General features: G+C 53.0%; 18 protein-coding genes. 14 read left to right on the top strand and 4 right to left on the bottom strand.

The window, feature by feature from the left end; translation table 11 throughout:
• The first annotated feature begins 82 nt into the window (after nucleotides 1-82).
• The 6 genes from HUE57_RS12890 (at nucleotide 83) to ispF (ending at nucleotide 5,446) form a co-directional block, all read left to right on the top strand.
• Nucleotides 83-1,729 (top strand): CTP synthase, encoded by a 1,647-nt coding sequence (locus HUE57_RS12890; protein WP_172840166.1) that lies wholly within the window; start codon nucleotides 83-85, stop codon nucleotides 1,727-1,729.
• Nucleotides 1,729-2,562: a 3-deoxy-8-phosphooctulonate synthase gene (gene kdsA / locus HUE57_RS12885; protein ID WP_078482958.1), complete on the top strand. Its 834-nt coding sequence runs from the start codon at nucleotides 1,729-1,731 to the stop codon at nucleotides 2,560-2,562. The genes HUE57_RS12890 and kdsA overlap by 1 nt, the downstream gene beginning before the upstream one ends.
• Before the next feature lie 39 nt (nucleotides 2,563-2,601).
• On the top strand, nucleotides 2,602-3,885 hold the full coding sequence (gene eno / locus HUE57_RS12880) for a phosphopyruvate hydratase (protein WP_078482959.1): 1,284 nt from the start codon (nucleotides 2,602-2,604) through the stop codon (nucleotides 3,883-3,885).
• 81 nt (nucleotides 3,886-3,966) lie between these two features.
• Nucleotides 3,967-4,239: a cell division protein FtsB gene (gene ftsB / locus HUE57_RS12875; RefSeq protein WP_078482960.1), complete on the top strand. Its 273-nt coding sequence runs from the start codon at nucleotides 3,967-3,969 to the stop codon at nucleotides 4,237-4,239.
• Nucleotides 4,240-4,250: 11 nt separating this feature from the next.
• Nucleotides 4,251-4,964 (top strand): 2-C-methyl-D-erythritol 4-phosphate cytidylyltransferase, encoded by a 714-nt coding sequence (gene ispD, locus HUE57_RS12870; RefSeq protein WP_078482961.1) that lies wholly within the window; start codon nucleotides 4,251-4,253, stop codon nucleotides 4,962-4,964.
• Nucleotides 4,965-4,969: 5 nt separating this feature from the next.
• The gene (gene ispF, locus HUE57_RS12865) at nucleotides 4,970-5,446 is read left to right on the top strand and encodes a 2-C-methyl-D-erythritol 2,4-cyclodiphosphate synthase (protein ID WP_078482962.1); all 477 of its coding nucleotides are present in this window, start codon (nucleotides 4,970-4,972) and stop codon (nucleotides 5,444-5,446) included.
• 6 nt (nucleotides 5,447-5,452) lie between these two features.
• Here ispF and HUE57_RS12860 read toward each other — a convergent pair whose 3' ends face one another.
• Both HUE57_RS12860 and HUE57_RS12855 read right to left on the bottom strand, forming a co-directional pair.
• Complete coding sequence (locus tag HUE57_RS12860; protein WP_174673314.1) at nucleotides 5,453-5,911, bottom strand: helix-turn-helix domain-containing protein; 459 nt, start codon at nucleotides 5,909-5,911, stop codon at nucleotides 5,453-5,455.
• 100 nt (nucleotides 5,912-6,011) lie between these two features.
• The gene (locus HUE57_RS12855; RefSeq protein ID WP_174673313.1) at nucleotides 6,012-6,386 is read right to left on the bottom strand and encodes a cyclic nucleotide-binding domain-containing protein; all 375 of its coding nucleotides are present in this window, start codon (nucleotides 6,384-6,386) and stop codon (nucleotides 6,012-6,014) included.
• 118 nt (nucleotides 6,387-6,504) lie between these two features.
• On the opposite strand from HUE57_RS12855, the gene truD reads away from it, so the two are divergent.
• Nucleotides 6,505-7,539: a tRNA pseudouridine(13) synthase TruD gene (gene truD / locus HUE57_RS12850; RefSeq protein ID WP_078482964.1), complete on the top strand. Its 1,035-nt coding sequence runs from the start codon at nucleotides 6,505-6,507 to the stop codon at nucleotides 7,537-7,539.
• A 7-nt stretch (nucleotides 7,540-7,546) separates the two neighbouring features.
• Here truD and HUE57_RS12845 read toward each other — a convergent pair whose 3' ends face one another.
• On the bottom strand, nucleotides 7,547-8,089 hold the full coding sequence (locus HUE57_RS12845) for a Smr/MutS family protein (protein ID WP_078482965.1): 543 nt from the start codon (nucleotides 8,087-8,089) through the stop codon (nucleotides 7,547-7,549).
• 301 nt (nucleotides 8,090-8,390) lie between these two features.
• Here HUE57_RS12845 and surE point away from each other — a divergent pair, with 301 nt between their 5' ends.
• From surE to rpoS, 5 genes are all read left to right on the top strand, one after another.
• Nucleotides 8,391-9,143 (top strand): 5'/3'-nucleotidase SurE, encoded by a 753-nt coding sequence (gene surE, locus HUE57_RS12840; RefSeq protein ID WP_078482966.1) that lies wholly within the window; start codon nucleotides 8,391-8,393, stop codon nucleotides 9,141-9,143.
• On the top strand, nucleotides 9,140-9,802 hold the full coding sequence (locus tag HUE57_RS12835) for a protein-L-isoaspartate(D-aspartate) O-methyltransferase (RefSeq protein WP_236725642.1): 663 nt from the start codon (nucleotides 9,140-9,142) through the stop codon (nucleotides 9,800-9,802). Before surE ends, HUE57_RS12835 begins: the two co-directional genes overlap by 4 nt.
• Nucleotides 9,802-10,380, top strand: coding sequence for a YqaA family protein (locus tag HUE57_RS12830; protein ID WP_078482967.1), 579 nt, complete (start codon nucleotides 9,802-9,804; stop codon nucleotides 10,378-10,380). The genes HUE57_RS12835 and HUE57_RS12830 overlap by 1 nt, the downstream gene beginning before the upstream one ends.
• Nucleotides 10,381-11,202: a peptidoglycan DD-metalloendopeptidase family protein gene (locus tag HUE57_RS12825; protein ID WP_135622043.1), complete on the top strand. Its 822-nt coding sequence runs from the start codon at nucleotides 10,381-10,383 to the stop codon at nucleotides 11,200-11,202. It begins immediately after the preceding gene.
• Between the two features lie 131 nt (nucleotides 11,203-11,333).
• Nucleotides 11,334-12,353 (top strand): RNA polymerase sigma factor RpoS, encoded by a 1,020-nt coding sequence (rpoS, locus tag HUE57_RS12820; RefSeq protein ID WP_078482270.1) that lies wholly within the window; start codon nucleotides 11,334-11,336, stop codon nucleotides 12,351-12,353.
• On the opposite strand, the gene HUE57_RS12815 is transcribed toward rpoS, so the two are convergent.
• Nucleotides 12,350-12,721, bottom strand: coding sequence for an Mth938-like domain-containing protein (locus tag HUE57_RS12815; protein ID WP_078482271.1), 372 nt, complete (start codon nucleotides 12,719-12,721; stop codon nucleotides 12,350-12,352). The genes rpoS and HUE57_RS12815 overlap by 4 nt on opposite strands.
• A gap of 153 nt (nucleotides 12,722-12,874) precedes the next feature.
• Here HUE57_RS12815 and alaC point away from each other — a divergent pair, with 153 nt between their 5' ends.
• On the top strand, nucleotides 12,875-14,089 hold the full coding sequence (alaC, locus tag HUE57_RS12810) for an alanine transaminase (protein WP_135621914.1): 1,215 nt from the start codon (nucleotides 12,875-12,877) through the stop codon (nucleotides 14,087-14,089).
• Nucleotides 14,086-15,405: a homoserine dehydrogenase gene (locus HUE57_RS12805; protein ID WP_078482273.1), complete on the top strand. Its 1,320-nt coding sequence runs from the start codon at nucleotides 14,086-14,088 to the stop codon at nucleotides 15,403-15,405. Before alaC ends, HUE57_RS12805 begins: the two co-directional genes overlap by 4 nt.
• The last annotated feature ends 54 nt before the right edge of the window (nucleotides 15,406-15,459 follow it).

The raw sequence follows: 15,459 nt of genomic DNA, 5'->3' as shown, positions 1-15,459 counted from the left end.
GGAATAGGCGCCGTTCTGTTACCTTGTGTCGCAAATTCCAGGTTCCTGTTGGGCCATACACAATCAAGAATTTCATCACTTAATGACACGATTTATTTTCATTACTGGCGGTGTTGTTTCTTCCCTTGGGAAGGGCATCGCTTCCGCCTCTCTGGGCGCTATTCTCGAGGCTCGCGGTCTCAAGGTAACGCTGCTTAAACTCGATCCCTACATCAATGTCGATCCCGGCACGATGAGTCCTTTCCAACATGGTGAGGTCTTTGTAACTGATGATGGTGCTGAGACCGACCTTGATCTTGGTCACTACGAGCGCTTTGTTCGTACCACCATGACGCAGCGTAATAACTTCACCACCGGACGCGTATACGAGAGTGTTATTCGTAAGGAGCGTCGCGGTGACTACCTCGGCGGTACCGTGCAGGTTATTCCGCACATCACCGACGAGATCAAACGTAAGATCGAAGCGGGTGCCGATGGTGCCGATATCGCCATGGTCGAGATCGGCGGCACCGTGGGTGATATCGAGTCACTGCCATTTCTTGAGGCTATTCGCCAGATGGGTGTTGAACTGGGTCGTGAGCGAACCCTCTTTATTCATCTCACCTTACTGCCCTATATTCCTACCGCCGGTGAGCTGAAGACCAAACCTACCCAGCACTCCGTAAAAGAGCTGCGCTCGATTGGTATCCAGCCCGACATCCTGCTCTGTCGAGCAGAGACCGACGTTCCCGATGATGAACGACGTAAAATCGCACTCTTCACCAACGTCAATGAGCGTGCTGTTATCTCTGCCGTTGATACCGACAGCATCTACAAGATTCCCGGTTTGCTGCATGAGCAGCATCTTGATGACATCGTCGTTGATCAGTTTGGGATTGATGTGCCCGCTGCCGATCTCTCAGACTGGGAGGCAGTGGTAGAGGCTCAGGCCAATCCCGAATCGACTGTAACCATCGGCATGGTCGGCAAGTACGTTGATCTCACAGAGGCCTACAAGTCGCTCTCAGAGTCTCTGATTCATGCAGGTATTCATACGCGCACCAAGGTCAATATCGTATATATCGATTCTGAAGAGATCGAGAAGAGTGGTGCTGGATGTCTCGAAGAGATGGACGCGATCCTTGTTCCAGGTGGATTCGGTGAACGAGGTGTTGAGGGTAAGATTGATGCGGTCCGTTATGCGCGTGAAAGTGGCGTTCCCTATCTAGGCATCTGTCTCGGCATGCAGGTCGCTGTGATTGAGTTTGCACGTAATGTCGCCAATCTCAGTGATGCGCACAGTACCGAATTCAAGCCGAGCTGTGCCGATCCTGTGATTGCGCTGATCACCGAGTGGAGCACCTCTGAGGGTGAGGTTGAGCGTCGCACCGAGACCTCCGATATGGGGGGTACGATGCGACTCGGCGGTCAAGAGTGTCGCCTTGCGGCCGGAACCCTGGCGCGTGATGTCTACGGTGAGGATGTGATTACCGAACGTCATCGTCATCGCTACGAATTTAATAACGGGTATATTGATGCGCTTGAGAAGGCGGGTCTCAAATTCTCCGGTAGATCGATGGATGGAAAGCTGGTGGAAACGGTCGAGATAGAGAACCACCCCTGGTTTATGGCGTGTCAGTTCCACCCTGAGTTCACCTCAACACCGCGCGATGGTCATCCGCTCTTTACCGGTTTTGTAAAGGCGGCAGTTGAACACTGCAATAACGCCACCCAGGCTGCGGAGGCGTAATGGAGCTTTGTGGATTTGAGGTGGGGCTTGAGCACCCACTGTTTTTGATTGCTGGCCCCTGTGCAATCGAGAGTGAACAACTCGCTATCGATACGGCTGGAGCGCTCAAAGAGATCACCGAGAAACTCGGTATCCCCTTCATCTATAAATCTTCATTCGATAAAGCGAACCGCTCTTCTCATGAGAGTTTTCGAGGTCCCGGTATTGAAGAGGGTCTGCGAATCTTGGCAGAGGCGAAGCGCCAGATCGGTGTGCCGGTGATTACCGATGTACATGAGGATACTCCACTGGGTGAAGTGGCCGATGTGGTTGATGTGATTCAGACTCCGGCCTTCCTCTGTCGTCAGACCAACTTTATCAAGGCGGTTGCCGAGCAGGGTAAACCGGTCAATATCAAAAAGGGACAGTTCCTCGCTCCCTGGGATATGAAACACGTCATCAACAAGGCGCGCTCAACCGGAAACCAACAGATTATGGCTTGTGAACGTGGTGCCTCCTTTGGTTATAACAACCTGATTTCAGACATGCGTGGTCTGGCGGTGATGCGTGAGACCGGTGCACCGGTTGTATTTGATGCCACCCACTCTGTACAGCTTCCAGGTGGTCAGGGGAGCTCGTCGGGTGGTCAGCGTGAGCATGTGCCCGTACTTGCCAGAGCGGCCGTTGCCGCCGGTATTTCGGGCCTCTTCATGGAGACTCACCCTAATCCTGACAAGGCACTCAGCGACGGCCCAAATTCGTGGCCTCTCGACGGAATGTCATCTCTGCTTGAGACACTGAAGCTGATCGATGAGACGGTTAAGCAGGCTGGCCTAGCTGAACTCGACCTTTAACAGACTTTTTTATTAGTAAAAATTATTAACGGAGCAGTAATGTCCAAGATTGAAAACATCGTCGCACGCGAGATCATCGACTCTCGCGGTAATCCAACCGTTGAAGCTGATGTCACACTAAGCTCTGGCGTGGTGGGTCGCGCTGCTGTCCCCTCCGGTGCTTCAACCGGAGAGCGTGAAGCGGTCGAACTGCGTGATGGTGATAACTCCCGCTACGGCGGCAAGGGCGTTACCAAGGCGGTCGATTTTGTTAATGGAGAGATCAAGGCGGCACTGATTGGTAAAGAGATTGCTGCGCAGGCTGAAATTGATAACGCGATGATTGCGCTCGATGGAACTGATAATAAGGGCCGTGTTGGCGCCAATGCGATTCTGGCAGTGTCACTGGCCGCCGCTCGCGCTGCTGCCAATGAAGCGGGTCAGCCGCTCTATCGCTATCTCGGTGGTGATGCCGCAGTGACCATGCCAGTACCTATGATGAATATCATCAACGGCGGCGCGCATGCGGATAATAGTGTAGATCTGCAGGAGTTTATGATTGTTCCCGTAGGCGCCTCTAGTCTGAGTGAAGCCGTTCGTTACGGCACCGAGGTTTTCCATGCGCTGAAGAGCGTGTTGGCTGCACGGGATATGAACACCGCAGTTGGTGATGAGGGTGGTTTTGCCCCTAATCTGCCATCCAATGAAGCGGCGATTGAAGTGATCCTCGAAGCAATTGAGAAGGCGGGTTACAAGGCAGGTGAGGATATCTTCCTTGGACTTGATGCGGCCAGCAGTGAGTTTTACAAGGATGGTGTCTACGATCTTGCTTCGGAAGGTCGCAAGTTCACCTCGGCCGAGTTTGTCGACTACCTGGCTGACTGGGTCGATCGTTATCCGATCATCACCATTGAAGATGGTATGGATGAGAACGACTGGGAAGGTTGGGCGCTGCTGACTGAGAAGCTCGGCAAGCGTGTACAGCTAGTCGGTGATGATCTCTTTGTAACCAACACCTCGATCCTTGCACAGGGTATCGAAAAGAGCATCGGTAACTCTATCCTGATCAAGGTTAATCAGATAGGCACACTGACCGAGACACTGGCCGCGATTGAGATGGCGCAGAAGGCGGACTATACCGCCGTGGTTTCGCACCGTTCAGGTGAGACTGAAGATACCACTATCGCTGACCTCTCGGTTGCGACCAATGCAGGGCAGATCAAGACCGGTTCGTTGTCACGCTCTGACCGTGTTGCCAAGTATAACCAGCTAATCCGTATCGAAGAGGAGCTGGGTGACAGGGCAGTCTACGCCGGACGCAACGCCTTTAAACTTTCGTTCTAACCCGGCTTCTACCCGCAGCCCAACCCGTGGCTGTGGGTAATCTGCAACCGCTAATGGAATGGGTGGCTGACAAGCGGCAATATGCGAATTGTGATCCTGATACTGCTTCTTATTCTGCTACTACTGCAATACCGCCTCTGGGTGGGAGATGGCAGTTTTGCTGAGGTGAGTCGACTACAGAAGTCGGTCGCCGCTCAAGCGGAGAAGAATAGATTACTTCGAGAGCGAAATGATGCACTTGAGGCAGAAGTGAAGGATCTCAAACAGGGGCTTTCAGCCATTGAGGAGCGTGCCCGTAGTGATCTGGGCATGATCAAAAAGGATGAAACCTACTACCAGGTGGTAGGCGACTGACCTCGATAATCGTGACAGCAACCACTAACAAAAGCGTGAACTATTGGGGTGTACTGCCCGCTGCGGGTGTCGGTAGCCGCATGGGTTCAGAGATTCCAAAACAGTACCTCAAACTTGGCAACTGTCCTGTTATTGAACACACCCTCAATCGGCTGACATCACACCCAATGATCACAGGTGTGGTGGTGGCGCTCTCGGCCGAAGACGATCACTACCCATATCCTAAGTCGTTCCACGGCAAATCTCTAACGACTGTGATCGGGGGGGCTGAACGCTGCCACTCCGTGCTTAAAGCGCTCAATTATCTGATAACTGTTGCTGATAGTGAGGATTGGGTGCTGATTCATGATGCGGCTCGCCCCTGTCTACGACACAGTGATATCGACCTGTTGATTGGTTCGTTGTCCGAAGACGCTGTCGGTGGTCTGCTCGGTGTTCCTGTGAGTGATACGGTAAAACGCAGCGATGAGCGTCAGCGGGTGACCGAAACTGTCTGCCGGGAAGGGTTGTGGCGTGCCCTGACACCGCAGATGTTCAGGCTGGGTAGAATCGTTGATGCACTGCAGAGTGCGTTAGAGGCTGGAGCGTTGGTAACAGATGATGCCAGTGCGATGGAGCGTATGGGATGGATGCCTAAGATGGTTGTTGGCCACGCCGATAACATTAAGATTACTCATCCGTACGACCTTGCCCAGGCTGAACTATATCTACAACAGCAGGAGTAGGCAGAATGAAGGTCGGTTTTGGTTTTGATGCACATCTGCTGGCAGAGGGCAGAGCGCTGGTATTGGGTGGCGTAACGATTCCATATAAGAAAGGACTTGAGGCCCATTCAGATGGTGATGTATTGATTCATGCGCTCTGCGATGCCCTGCTAGGCGCTGCGGGACTCGGTGATATTGGTAAACACTTCCCCGATAACAGCAGTGACTATGCCGGTATCGATAGCCGCATCCTGCTGCGACGGGTTGTGGAGCTGCTTGATAAGGGCCGCTATTCGATCTCAAATGCTGATATTACCGTCGTTGCACAGCAGCCTAAACTGGCACCGCATATCGATAAGATGTGTGAAAACCTGGCTGGAGACCTGAAGGTTGAGGTAACACGTGTCAACGTCAAGGCGACCACGACGGAGCGAATGGGCTATGCAGGGCGTGGTGAAGGCATTGCGGCTTACGCCGCAATTCTGCTGGAAGAGGGTGCTTAGTTCAGGCTAGCGGGCGTCGAAGACGACAATCGTCTTGCCCTTGACGGTGATCAGTTCCTGCTCCTCCATGCTCTTGAGTACACGACCAGCCATCTCGCGACTACATCCAGCAATACGTCCCAGATCGGTACGGGTGATTCTGATCTGCATTCCATCGGGATGCGTCATCGCCTCAGGTTCCTTACAAAGATCGAGCAAAGTGTGGGCAATACGGCCGCTGACGCCGATGTAGGCGAGGTGGCTCGCTTTACGTGCTGTTGCCAACAATCGGTGTGAAAGCTGGGTCGCCAGTGAATGGAGAATGTTAGCGTAGTGCTCTTTAAGGGCACCTTGGGCGAGGGTGTTGAGCTGCTCGTAGGTGATGCCAGCCACAACACAGGGTGCCTTGGCGGTTACGGTCGCCTGACGCGACTCCTGAGTTACAAACAGGCCCAGTTCACCGATAAAGCTGCCGCTGACCGCCATGGAGAGCGAAGTGAGGGCGGTTAGTCCCCGATAGTCGACGCCGTCTGCCTATTCGTAGTTGAGAGCGCGAGCGGACGACGAAGAAGATGCAGCAGCGGCTTTATGTCGGCGTAGAGTCACTGAGGGAGTTGTGTAGAGCCGCGAAGAGGTGATTACGCAACGTACGCAGGACGGTCGGGGCGCCGAAGGCATAAACGGTCGCGTTAAGTTTTGCTGTTTGCTTGGGCTTGGATGCCCAAAACAAACTTTCGCAAAATAGCGACTCCCCGGCGGCATTGAGGTAGTCGAGAATAAGGTCATTACCATCCTCGTTCTCCAGGCTCACCGTAACCGAGCCTTCAATGATGTAGTAGAGCGTATCAGCAGGGTCACCGGGGCGTACAATCACCTCGCGGTTTTTGAAAGTGTGACGATGGGCATTTTTTAGGAACGCCTCCACAGCCGGATTTGATGTGTCGATGGTAGGTAGTGACATAGCTTCTCGCTTTGTTGACAGCCTAAAGAGCTCACTTGCTCTAACCAGATAGGCTCAGATGGGTTCCATTCTGGATTAACTAGTATAACGATTTCAACAATTTCTTAGTGGTGATGTAATGAGCTACAACCATGACCGACTTAACTATGCACTGGGTAAGCCGGTAGCAACAGGACGACTAAAGAGTGAGCCGGCAGATTTTCGTGTCGATGAGATTGCCGGTTTCGAGGCCGACGGTAGCGGTGAGCACGCAGTATTAAAGATCGAGAAGAAGGGGCTCAACACCGCCGATGTAGCTAAATCGTTAGCAAGGCTTGCTGGCATTAAAGAGCGTGATGTCGGCTACGCAGGCCTCAAGGACCGTGTGGCTGTTACCACTCAATGGTTCAGCCTCTATCTTCCCGGTCAGGACGATCCCGAATGGTCAGAACTCGAATCTGATCAACTATGTGTATTAGAGGCGACTCGCCATGGCCGAAAAATAAAGCGCGGCACTTTGCGTGGAAATCGTTTTACCCTGACGCTGCGAGAGGTAGAGGGTGATAAGGATGCGTTGAATGAGCGATTGAAGCTGATTACATCGATGGGTGTGCCCAACTATTTTGGTGAACAGCGTTTCGGCTATCAGCTGGGGAATCTCGATAAAGCGGCGGCCATGTTTGCGGGACGCAGGGTCAAGAGTAAGAATTTACGTGGTCTCTACATCTCAGCCGCCCGTTCGATGCTGTTCAATACTGTTCTCTCAAAACGGATTGAGATGGATAACTGGAACCAGTTGCTTGAGGGTGAGGTGGCAATGCTGGATGGGTCGCGGAACTTCTTTCTGACCGAAACGGGAGATACGGCACTGGCTGAACGACTTATGAGTGGTGATATCCACCCCAGCGCCCCGATGTGGGGTAGGGGGTCTCTGCTTAGCGAGGCTGAAGCTCTGGTGATTGAAGAGGCCGAACTAGAGCCGTTTGAGAGTTGGCGAGATGGTCTAGAGCATGTCGGATTGAAGCAGGAGCGACGTGCAACGCGGCTAATTCCAAAGGCACTGGAGTGGAACTTTGTTGAAGATGATGTTCTGGAGTTGAGCTTTACGCTCCATGCAGGCTGTTATGCAACCTCAGTTGTACGGGAGTTATTGGGCTTGAAGCGGCCAGAGTAGGCGGGTATTAGCCGCCCTTTAACAGTAGATAGAGAGCGCCGGTACCGCCATCTGCAGGACGTGCCGAACAGAAGGCGAGTACCTCTGAACGTTGCTGTAGCCAGAGATTGATTTTCCGTTTTAGGACCGGTTGGCCATTGCGAGAACCTATCCCTTTACCATGAATGATGCGGATATTGCGCAGACCTGAGTAGAGTGCATCACTGAGAAAGTAGCTCAGTGCCTGCTTCGCTTCGGCCGCAGTCATGCCATGCAGGTCGAGTTCGGCATCGAGGCGGTATTGGCCACGACGCAGCTTGCGTAGCAGATTATGCTGAACGCCAGGGCGTCGGAAGTAGAGCTCTTCACCCCGCTCCATATCGGCCGGTTCATAGCCGTCAGAGAACATATCCTGTATCGCCTCAAACTCACCCTGACGAGACATATGTGGATAGGGTCTGGTGCGTCGTTTCTCGTGAACCACCTTGTCGTGGCGAAGTGGCTCGATTCCACGTGTCTCAGTGGAAAAAAGAGCGCGATCCTCTTCTGTAATGTTGTTTTTCTTACGCATCGATAACGGTTATTAGCCGACTTGAGGGGCCCCTATGATAGCCGATCATGAGTGGGCCGAGGAATTACCATCTGAAGGAGTGTTTGCATCTAAATAGGATCGGTTAAGGGTGGCATAACGCAGATCGTCATAAACTCACCTACAACTGTGGATAACTGCGTAGAATGGGGTACCATGTGGCACTTTAAAGCGGTAGAACAAGTACACAAGCGCAGGCTTGATTAGCGCCCCGGTTGTGGCGCGCAGAGCCGTTAGAACTAATAATTACGAGTACTATTAAAGCCGGTTCGGCATATATCTCATGTTCATTCTGATTAGTAACGATGATGGTTATCAGGCACCCGGTATTACAGCGTTGGCAAAGGCGCTTAGCGGGCTTGCTGAAATCTCGGTGGTTGCCCCCGAGCGAGATCGTAGTGGTGCGAGCAATTCGTTGACTCTGGATAGCCCGATTCGAGCGCGTGTCGCAGATAACGGCTTTATCTCAGTCGACGGCACCCCCACCGACTGTGTCCATCTGGCAATCACCGGTCTGCTCGATCGAGAGCCCGACATGGTGGTGGCCGGCATTAATGCCGGTGCCAACATGGGCGATGACGTGCTCTATTCGGGAACCGTTGCCGCAGCGATAGAAGGACGTTTTCTGGGGCTTCCGGCGATCGCCGTCTCAATGGCCAGCCACGCGCCTGAGCACTTCGATACTGCGGCTCGGGTGGTGAAACAGCTCATCGACCGTCTGCTGAAATCACCGTTGCCTGCCGACACGATCCTCAATATCAATGTACCCGATCTGCCCTGGGAAGAGATTACCGGATTTGAGACCACGCGCCTTGGACACCGCCATAAGGCAGAGCCGGTGATCAAATCGAACGATCCACGTGGTCGTCCGATCTACTGGGTGGGCCCGCCGGGTGCAGAGCAGGATGCCGGTCCCGGAACCGATTTTCACGCGGTTCGAAACGGTGCAATCTCAGTGACACCTCTACAGGTCGATCTGACCCAGTTCACCGCTATGGAAAGAGTCTCTGAGTGGATGGAGGGTTTTGCTAAGTGAACAGTGAGACCCTGCGCGGCATCGGTATGACCTCCCAGCGAACCCGTGACCGGTTGGTAAAGCGTTTGCGCGACGAAGGTGTTTGCGATGAGCGGGTGTTGCAGGTTATCGGCAACACTCCTCGCCATATCTTTGTTGATGAGGCGCTGGCGAGCCGCGCCTACGAAGATACCGCACTTCCGATTGGTCACGGCCAGACGATCTCTCAACCCTATATCGTTGCCCGTATGACTGAGGCGGTGATGATGGACGGAGTACCTGAGCGCGTTCTAGAGATCGGCACCGGTTCAGGCTACCAGACGGCGATCCTTGCTCAGCTCTCACCCCGTATCTTCTCGGTTGAGAGGATTCAGGCGCTAAGTGATCTGGCAAAACGACGTTTTGAACTTCTCGGCCTGCGCAATATCCGATTGAAATATAGTGATGGCACCATGGGGTGGTCTGAGCAGGCTCCCTTTGATGCGATTGTAGTGACTGCAGCACCGCTCGAAGTTCCTCAGGGTCTTGTCGAGCAGCTGGGTGTTGGTGGTCGACTGGTTATTCCGGTTGGGCCCTCTGGGGATCAAATTCTTACCATGATAAAACGTACCCGAGAGGGTTTTGAGACCACAGAACTTGAACGCGTTAGTTTTGTACCACTGCTGGGTGGGAGAAGTTAATGCGCATCTTCTCTAAGCTCTATGAGCGCATGATGGTCTGGGCCGAACATCGACTCGCTCCCTGGTATCTTGCCATTCTCAGTTTTGCTGAATCATCGTTTTTTCCAATCCCCCCTGATGTGATGCTGGCACCCATGACGCTGGCCAAGCCACATAAGGCTTGGCACTACGCACTGATAACAACGATCGCCTCGGTGCTTGGCGGTATGCTCGGTTATCTGATCGGTATGTTTGCCTTCGAAATGATAGAGCCGCTAATCCATAAAGCTGGTTACTGGGCTCGCTTTGAGCGTGCGCAGCAGTGGTTTTCTGAGTGGGGCTTCTGGGCGATATTCTTAGCGGGCTTCTCACCGATCCCCTATAAAGTTTTTACCATTGCCGCTGGTGTTATCAGCATGGCGGTTCCACCTTTTCTGATTGCATCTCTGATCGGTCGAGGTGGTCGCTTCTTCCTGGTTGCCGGTATCATCGCCTGGGGTGGAGAGCGTATGGAGCAGGGGCTACGCCGGTACATAGATAGAATCGGCTGGATTCTTATTGTCGCGGTTGTGACGCTCTATTTTGTCATTAAGGCATAAATGAGCAGATGGCTGATCAAGACGACTCTTATCGCGGCACTCATGCTGCTTCAAGCCTGTTCAGGTCGAGGTGAACTCGCACCGGTTCGCGAACAGGGTGACAAACCTCGCTATCAGCCCGGCACCCATGTTGTCAGCAAGGGTGAAACACTCTACTCAATCGCATGGATCTATGGCCTGGATCATCAAACGCTGGCCAGTCGAAACGGCATCAAACCACCCTATAAAATATTTGTTGATCAGCGCATTTCGCTGAAAAGATCTATCGCAACAAAACCGGCAGCTGCAAAGCCAAAGTCATCCGCGTCAAAACCTAAACGCCCAGTCACAAAAAAAAGCACCGCAAAAAAACCGATAGTGAAGAAGCCGGTCGCCGTTAAAAAGCCGGCGACAAAAAGAGCCTCTGTAGTCAAAAAACCTACAAGAAAAAGTTATAACAGTAATAAAAAAGTTAAATGGCACTGGCCACATAAGGGGCGTGTTGTTTCTCGTTACTCTTCAAAAGCGGTTGGAAAGAAGGGAATATCGATCGCTGGAAAATACGGTAACAGCGTACTGTCGGCAGCCGACGGAAAGGTTGTCTATAGCGGTAATGGGCTTAAGGGGTATGGAAACCTGATCATCATTAAACACAGTAAAAGTTATCTTAGCGCCTACGCCTTTAATCGAAAGTTGCTGGTTAAAGAGGGGCAGAACGTACGCGTAGGTCAGCGTATTGCAGAGATGGGACGTAAAGGAAAAGCAGCGCCTGCGCTCTATTTTGAAATTCGTCGTAATGGAAAACCGATTAATCCCCAATATGTATTACCTAAGAGTAGGTAATTTATTTGCATCATATTCGTGCGTATATCCATAGCTAATTAGCGGATAAAAGACAGTAAAAATATGGAGTTGTGTTGTGTGAGTGCATGGCGTTAAGCTGAGTCTGCACCTGCAAAAAGGAAGCAGTAATAATGAGCAATAAGCAGTCGCCAGATCAGACGTCGCAAGAAGTTGAAGTTGCGGATTCAGATGAGACAAAAGAACTGCGCCTCGATGATGATGGGGCAACAACGAAACATCCCGATACTCCCCCCGGCGCACCCTCTTCTAAAGAGAGTGACAAGAAGTCATATGAGGCGGGTGAGATTTCGAGTCGGCAGATGGATGCCACTAGAATTTATCTTAAAGAGATCGGTTTCTCCCCTCTGCTTACAGCAGAGGAGGAGGTGCACTACTCTCGCATGTCGCTCAGGGGAGAGGAGGCGGGTCGCAAGCGGATGATTGAGAGTAACCTTCGCCTGGTGGTGAAGATTGCACGCCGCTATATGAATCGAGGTCTTGCACTACTCGATTTGATCGAAGAGGGTAATCTCGGTCTGATACGCGCTGTGGAGAAGTTTGATCCTGAGCGCGGGTTCCGTTTCTCAACCTATGCGACCTGGTGGATACGTCAGACTATTGAGCGCGCCATCATGAATCAGACGCGCACCATTCGACTGCCAATCCATGTCGTCAAAGAGATTAACGTCTATCTACGTGCTGCTCGCCAGCTATCACAGAGGCTTGATCGTGAGCCGACCCCTGAAGAGGTGGCTGCTGAGCTTGATCGACCGATCAAGGATGTAAAACGGATGTTGGGGCTCAATGAGCGCACCGCATCGGTTGATGTTCCGATCGGTGGTGAGGAGGGTGGCAAGTCGCTGCTCGATGCGATCCCTGATGAGAACTCACTCGATCCAACCGATTTTCTACAAGATGAGGCGATCGTCTCATCGCTTGATCGTTGGCTGGAGAAGCTAAACGATAAGCAACGCGAGGTGGTGGAGCGCCGCTTCGGTCTGCACGGCTACGATATCTCCACGCTCGAACAGGTCGGCAATGAAATTGGTGTAACACGTGAGCGTGTCAGACAGATACAGATGGATGCGCTGCGACGTCTACGCGAGATTCTCGAGCATGACGGCTACTCGATCGAGGTGTTATTGCGCTAGTCGAGTAGCAGTGCCGCAGCAACGCGGCGACTATCTGCGAGCAGTATGTTGTAGGTTCTACATGCCGCAGCCGTATCCATAACCTCTACACCGATACCGGCATTGATCAGATCGATCATCAATTTTTGGTTGGGAAAACGCTGTTTCTCACCCGTTCCCAGCACCACCACCTCGGGCTCCAGCTCGGCAATCGAGGCGAAATCGTCGCGTTGCAGCTGTTCGAATCCCGCGCTACACCACCCCTCGAGGAGCTTTTCTGGGGTGACAATCAGCGATTCAGTGTAGGTGGTCGCACCGATCTTGATCGCATCACGTTGGTAGGCACGAATGGCGTGGCCACCTGCCGATTGTTCAAGTTGAAACTGCATAAACGCACCTTACCGGTCTCATCTGCCTCGCTCAATAGCTAGCCTATAAAATATAGTGTTTGACACCCTTTCCCCTGCTAAGTAATGTTTTGCCTCTTGGCTGGGGTTATGCCCCGAATTGATGTGGCTCAGGCCCAATCCGGAAACAGATTTGTGATCGAAGAATTTCAAAGAATCAAGCGCTTACCGCCCTATGTTTTCAATATCGTTAATGAGTTGAAGGCTAAGGTACGAGCCCGTGGCGAAGATATTATCGATTTCGGCATGGGTAACCCCGATCAGCCGACTCCTCAACATATCGTCGACAAGCTGGTTGAGGCCGCTCAGCGTGGGGATACCCACCGCTACTCAGTCTCGCGCGGCATCCCACGCCTGCGCCGTGCCATCTGTAACTGGTATAAGAGCCGTTTCGATGTCGATCTCGATCCAGAGACTGAATCGATTGTCACCATCGGATCTAAAGAGGGTCTCGCCCATCTGGCGCTCGCTACCATGGGACCCGGTGACGCGGTATTGGTCCCCAATCCCGCCTATCCGATCCACCCCTACGGCTTTACCATCTCTGGTGCCGATATCCGCCACGTACCTCTGGTCGAAGGAGGTGACTTCTTCGGTGAGCTGGAGAAGGCGATCAAGGACTCGTGGCCGAAGCCAAAGATGCTGGTACTGAACTTCCCTGGTAATCCCACCACGCAGTGCGTCGAACTCGACTTTTTTGAGAAGGTTGTTGCGATTGCGCGCGAGCATGAGATCTGGGTGGTGCACGATATCGCCTATGGCGAGATCGCCTTCGATGGCTATAAACCACCCTCTATCCTTGAAGTGCCCGGTGCCAAGGATGTCGCGGTTGAGTTCTACTCACTGTCGAAGAGCTACAACATGCCGGGCTGGCGTGTCGGTTTTATGTGTGGCAACAAGACACTGGTCGCTGCGCTGGCACGAATGAAGTCCTATCTCGATTACGGCATGTTTACTCCGATCCAGGTTGCAGCAATCACCGCACTTGAGAGCGACCAGAGCTGCGTGACTGAGATCCGTGACATGTACCAGAGTCGTCGCGATGTGCTCTGTGATGGCCTTACCAGCATCGGCTGGGCAGTTGAGAAGCCGAAGGCGACGATGTTTGTCTGGGCCCCAATTCCCGAGCAGTACCGTCATCTCGGTTCGCTCGAATTTTCTAAAAAACTACTCGCTCAAGCGAAGGTTGCCGTTTCACCCGGCATCGGCTTTGGTGATTATGGTGATGACCACGTCCGTTTTGGGCTCATCGAGAATGAACATCGTACCCGTCAGGCGGTGCGAGGTATTCGCGAGATGTTCCGTAGCGATAGTAAGGCTGCAGCTGCAGCAGAAGGAGATGAGTCTTGAAGCCCGTAAATGTTGGCCTGCTGGGTCTTGGAACAGTTGGTGGCGGTACCGCCAAGGTACTCTCACGTAACGCTGAGGAGATCACGCGCAGGGCAGGTCGTGGCATCCGCGTGGTGCACGCAGCCGCACGTAATATCGATAGCGATAATCGTCCCATGGGTACCGAAGAGGCGGTTCTTACTAACGACGCCTTTGAGGTGGTTAACAATCCTGATGTCGATGTGGTGGTTGAACTGATCGGTGGTTACGATCTGGCGCGTGAACTGGTTCTCAAGGCAATCGAGAATGGCAAGCATGTGGTCACCGCCAACAAGGCGTTAATCGCTCTGCACGGTAACGAGATCTTCACTGCGGCTCAGGAGAAGGGTGTGATGGTCGCGTTTGAGGCGGCTGTTGCTGGCGGTATTCCGATTATTAAGGCTATCCGTGAGGGGCTGGCAGGTAACCGCATCGAGTGGCTGGCCGGCATCATCAACGGTACTGGTAATTTCATACTCACCGAGATGCGCGACAAGGGACGTGACTTTGCCGATGTACTGGCTGAGGCACAGGCGCTCGGTTATGCCGAAGCCGACCCGACCTTCGACGTTGAGGGTATTGATGCCGCTCACAAGTTGACCATCCTTGCCTCGATCGCCTTCGGTATTCCTCTACAGTTCGAGAAGACCTACACCGAGGGGATCAGCAAGATCACCAGCGATGATGTCGATAATGCCGCGCAGCTTGGTTACAGCATCAAACACCTCGGTGTGGCTCGTAGCACCGAGGAGGGCGTTGAGTTGCGCGTCCACCCAACTCTGATTCCTCAGCGCCGCCTGATTGCAAACGTTGACGGTGTTATGAATGCGGTACTGGTGAAGGGTGATGCCGTGGGCCCGACCCTCTACTACGGTGCCGGTGCCGGTGCCGAGCCAACTGCCTCGGCCGTTGTTGGTGATATTGTCGATGTAGTACGTACTCTCACCTCGGACCCTGAGAACCGCGTACCACATCTCGCTTTCCAGCCCGATGCGCTCTCCGATCATCCCATCCTGCCGATGGAAGAGATCGAGACGGCCTACTATCTGCGTATTCACGTCAGTGATAAGCCGGGTGTAATTGCCGATGTCTCTCGCATCCTTGCCGATCAACAGATCAGCATTGAGGCGATCCTGCAGAAGGAGCAGCCTGCTGATGCCGATTGGGTACCGGTGATCATGTTGACCCACCGTATCCGTGAGAAGCAGATGAACGAGGCAATCAAGCAGATCGAAGCGCTCGACACCGTGAAAGAGCAGGTTGTTCGAATTCGACTCGAAGCCCTCGATTCGGAATAGCTGCAACGCTACCGTGTGCCGTTACACAAAGGTGTAGCGGCACATAAACTCTGT

Origin of the sequence: Candidatus Reidiella endopervernicosa (assembly GCF_013343005.1) — a bacterium.
Lineage (GTDB): Bacteria > Pseudomonadota > Gammaproteobacteria.
This window is presented reverse-complemented; position numbering and strand designations above follow the sequence as displayed.